The 3,678-nt window shown below is 71.4% G+C and carries 4 protein-coding genes; all 4 read right to left on the bottom strand.

The genetic code is table 11. The annotated features are described in order from the left end of the window. Positions 1 to 214: 214 nt before the first annotated feature. The gene (locus tag AC08OU_RS23555; RefSeq protein ID WP_476605839.1) at positions 215 to 601 is read right to left on the bottom strand and encodes a hypothetical protein; all 387 of its coding nucleotides are present in this window, start codon (positions 599 to 601) and stop codon (positions 215 to 217) included. Beyond that, positions 594 to 1,025, bottom strand: a complete 432-nt coding sequence (locus AC08OU_RS23550; protein ID WP_476605838.1) for a YbaB/EbfC family nucleoid-associated protein — start codon at positions 1,023 to 1,025, stop codon at positions 594 to 596. The genes AC08OU_RS23555 and AC08OU_RS23550 overlap by 8 nt, the downstream gene beginning before the upstream one ends. A 65-nt stretch (positions 1,026 to 1,090) precedes the next feature. Continuing rightward, the gene (locus AC08OU_RS23545) at positions 1,091 to 1,711 is read right to left on the bottom strand and encodes a hypothetical protein (RefSeq protein WP_476605837.1); all 621 of its coding nucleotides are present in this window, start codon (positions 1,709 to 1,711) and stop codon (positions 1,091 to 1,093) included. A gap of 1,758 nt (positions 1,712 to 3,469) precedes the next feature. Beyond that, a partial coding sequence (locus tag AC08OU_RS23540; protein WP_476605836.1) for a hypothetical protein occupies positions 3,470 to 3,678 on the bottom strand: 209 nt, incomplete at its 5' end.

Here is a 3,678-nt window from a genome sequence, read left to right as displayed (position 1 = left end):
CCCGAACTCCCCCAACTGCCCACCCACCGACAACCACAACTGCGCCAACCCAAAAATCTCATCCTCATCCGCAACCGGCCACGCATCACCAGTCACGACATGAAACATCTCCGCCACCCACGACGGAACCTCGATACCCACCAGAAACTCGATTCAGACGCCGTTACCGGTCGAACCTCGATCCGGTTTACATAGCGCGGTGACCTGGGCGTGCCTAGCGCCGGCCGTGCGCTCCGGACCCCGTAGCGGGTCCCTCGAGCGGCGGGGGCAGCTTCGGGTCCCCGACGCTCAGATCTCGGTTGATCTTCTCCAGTTTCAGTTCGATCTGTTCGGCGCCATCAGCGCCGGTCGCGGCCAAGTCCGCAATGTCGATCAACAGCAGCGCGGCGATTCCGGCCGCGTGCAGAAGCTGATTGGCGTTGTCGAAATACTGCTCGCCGATCGCTTTGCCAACCTCGTCGCCACCGCCATTGCTCGGATCGTGGGGCCTGAGCGCGTTGTAGATATCGTGCAGGTAGTTCTGCATCGAGGTGGCGTCACGCCTCAGGACGTCGGCAGCGTTCTTGAGCTGGGTCGAGTCGACGGCGATCTGGTCAGCCACGACCGCGACCTAGCTTCGGCCGCTCGCTCGCCGAGTCCGGTTGGACGGCGAACAAGTCATCAGGCAGCATCCGGCTGAGATCCGTGTTGGGATCGAGCATCTCCTCAGCGGAAAACCCACCCCATGGGCTGCGGGGCATGAGCTCGGCGACGCCGCGTTGCAACTGGGCGTAGGCCTCTGACGCGACGGAAAGGATTCGGCGGGAGAGCTCCTCCGAATCCAGGTCGCGGTAGCCGTCTCCCCGGAAGGTCAGCTGGGTTATCTGGCCCTGCGCGTCCAGGATGACCACGATGGAGCCGTCCCGGTACTCCGCTTTGGCCGTCAGGGCACTGAGTGTCCGGCGAGCCTCGAGCATCTGCTGCTGCGATTCAGCGAGAGCACTGCGCAGTTGCTGCAGCCGCGTCCCCATGTCCATCTCGGTCATGCTTCCAGCACCTTCTTCGCGGCGGACCCGCGTGAGCCCGCGCTTCACGTCCTCGTGAGTCCGTCTCACTCTTCTTCACGAAGTTGTGGGGCTCCGATCACGCCACGGCGGGAAACGTTGGTGCGACGGGCTTCACGCCGCCGGCCGGCGTCGGCAGTGGCGGCCGGCGGCGTCGCCGGTTCCGTGCCGGAGCCGGGCTCATCCGACCTGCTGGGAGCCCGCCGCCCACCGGACCGATATCCGGCGGCCCCCGCCGGCATCTCGGTTGCATCCGCGGCGTGCCGGCCACGGGAGGTCCGCGCGCCTGGTCCGGCGCCGGAATCAGGCTCTGGCCGCTCCTGCTTGGCTTCGCCGGAACCGCCCGCCGCGCGTCCTCCTCGGCCAGCCGCAGTTGCCCTCGCCCTGGCGGCCTGATCCCGCGACCCCTTCCCCCGGGCCGTCCGCTCGCGCGCAGCCTTGTCCTCGGCTTCCGCCTTCTCCCGGGCGCGCTCCTGCGCCCGGATCCGTTCCAGGAACGTGGTCTCTTCCTCCGGGGTCATCGCCCGCGCGGGAGGCATCTTGGCGAATTCGAGGCGGCGGCGCTGTCCCTCGACGGAGAAGAAGCGCACGACCTTCCGCGCCCCCGGACCAGCGGCACCCGATCCACCCTGGTCCTTGCGGGGTGTCGGTGGCGTCACACTGTTCATCGCAGCGTCCTCCGTTCGTGAATTCCGGTCGGTTCCGTCGGAACGGCCACGGTGCAGTCCGCCGCCGTCATCCGCGGTTCCCCGAACCGATCAGGGCGTCGTCTGGCTGCACCGCCCACGGAGGGAGCTTCACAGGCCGGAATCCCTGCTCGCCGACCGTGTGGATGCCGTCGGACATCCGGCCCGCGTCGTACGACCCGCCGTCCAGGTCGTGACGGTTCGGCAGGGGCCCCCGGGACGTGGCGGGCGTTGCCTCACCCGGAGCGCCCATCGGGTGGCCACCCTCCCCGCGCCGACCCACGACCCGGCCCAGCAGGCCGCGGCGTCCCCCGGTTTCACGAAGGACCGGTTCTGCGCGGTGGCGCCCGCGAGTACGGCGGCCGATGTGCCGGCCACTGACGGCGGCCGTTGGGTCCGCGGACGTTCCGCCCGCAGCCGCGACGACGGGAGCCGACCGGATCGGGTCCCCCGGATCAGCTGGTGCGACGGGAGGCGAAACCTCGGCTGGGCGTGTCTCCCGGCGGAACGCTACGCCGGCCAAGCTGACGACGTCCGACCGAGGAGCGCGCGCGCGAGGTCCGCCAATGGCAGCCCGCGTGGGCGGCGACGGCGTGGTCGCCTCCGGAGTGACCGCAACGTCTCCTCGCCGCTTGGCGCGTCGCCCGTCTCCGACGTCCGGGTCACCCGGTGTGAGAGGCAGGAACGGCGCGGGGGGCATCGGCGGGCGCATGTCGGCGATGACCGCCGTCAGCGGAGCACCGCTCGGGGGCGACGCGTCCTGGCCCGGCTCGAACGGCGTCGACGGCGCGTGCCGACCTCCCCTCCGACGCGCGGCACCGACCGCGCCGGTTCTCGATTCGCCGGCCGCTGCGGGGAACTCCGCCGGCGACCTCGGCTGGCTCACCTTGCCGTCACGGCCGGGCTTCTGGTTGCCGCCGCCACCAGGAATGATCGGCAAGCCACCGAGTCCGGCGCCCGAATCTGCGGACACGCTCCCGGGCCCTGGGCCACGCGACACTCCAGCCAAGGCCACACCCGTCGACTGCCGGGACAGCCCCGACCCCGGCACGGAGATGTGCCCGGGCAGTGCAGGGGCCGGCACGCTCGCAGCGGCCGTCAGCGGTTGCGCTTCACCCGCAGCCGGCTCACTCGCGCCGGCGGACGGGGTTTGCGGCTGGACCGGGCGCATCGGGCTGAGCTCGTCCCGACCCTTCGACGGCGGCGTCGCAGAGGCTCCCTGCATGCCGGGCGGTCCGTCGGACCCCGTTCCCGTCTGCCAGACGACCAACGGCATCAACGGCTTCCGGGAGTGAGGATACGGGCGGCGCAAGGACCCGTTCTTGGAGGGAACGGGGAACGTTCTCAGCGATTCCGGTCGACCGGCTCGGCCACCACGCCGCGAATCCTGACCTCCCGCAGCGCCAGGAGCGATCGGCGACATCGGCATCCCGCCCAACCCGCCGGCTCCCTCTCCGGCGCCCGCATCGGACGGAATCCCGATCCCACGACCCGGATCCGGCACGGCGGACAGTCCCGCACCTGTCGGCGGACGCGACAACCCCGAGTCCGCGGCCACTCCGCCAGCGGGCGGGGCTCCCGGACCCGGCGTTCCGGCAGCGGGCACCCGGGCCAGGCTCGGGGGCTTCGGCGCTGCCGAACCCGCCGACGTCGCGGGCGGCGGCAACACGACACGTGATAGCGCCGCGCCGGCTCCCGTCGGCGGCGCCGGCGACGGGTTGGTCACCAACGACGGCCGCGTCAGGGGGTTCCCGACCGCCCCGGGGAACGTCCTCGGCGCCCCCGCCTGACCCGCGCGACCAGCACGCCGCGAATCCTTCCCCGCAGCACCACCGGCGCCCACCGGCGCCATCGGCGAGCTGCCGAGGCCAGCAGCACCAACACCTGGCACCCCGGCACCCGCACCGGTCGACGGGCGCGACAGCCCTCGCCCGTTCGTCGGCACCGAT

It is taken from the genome of Frankia sp. CcMO1, from assembly GCF_977945845.1.
This window is presented reverse-complemented; position numbering and strand designations above follow the sequence as displayed.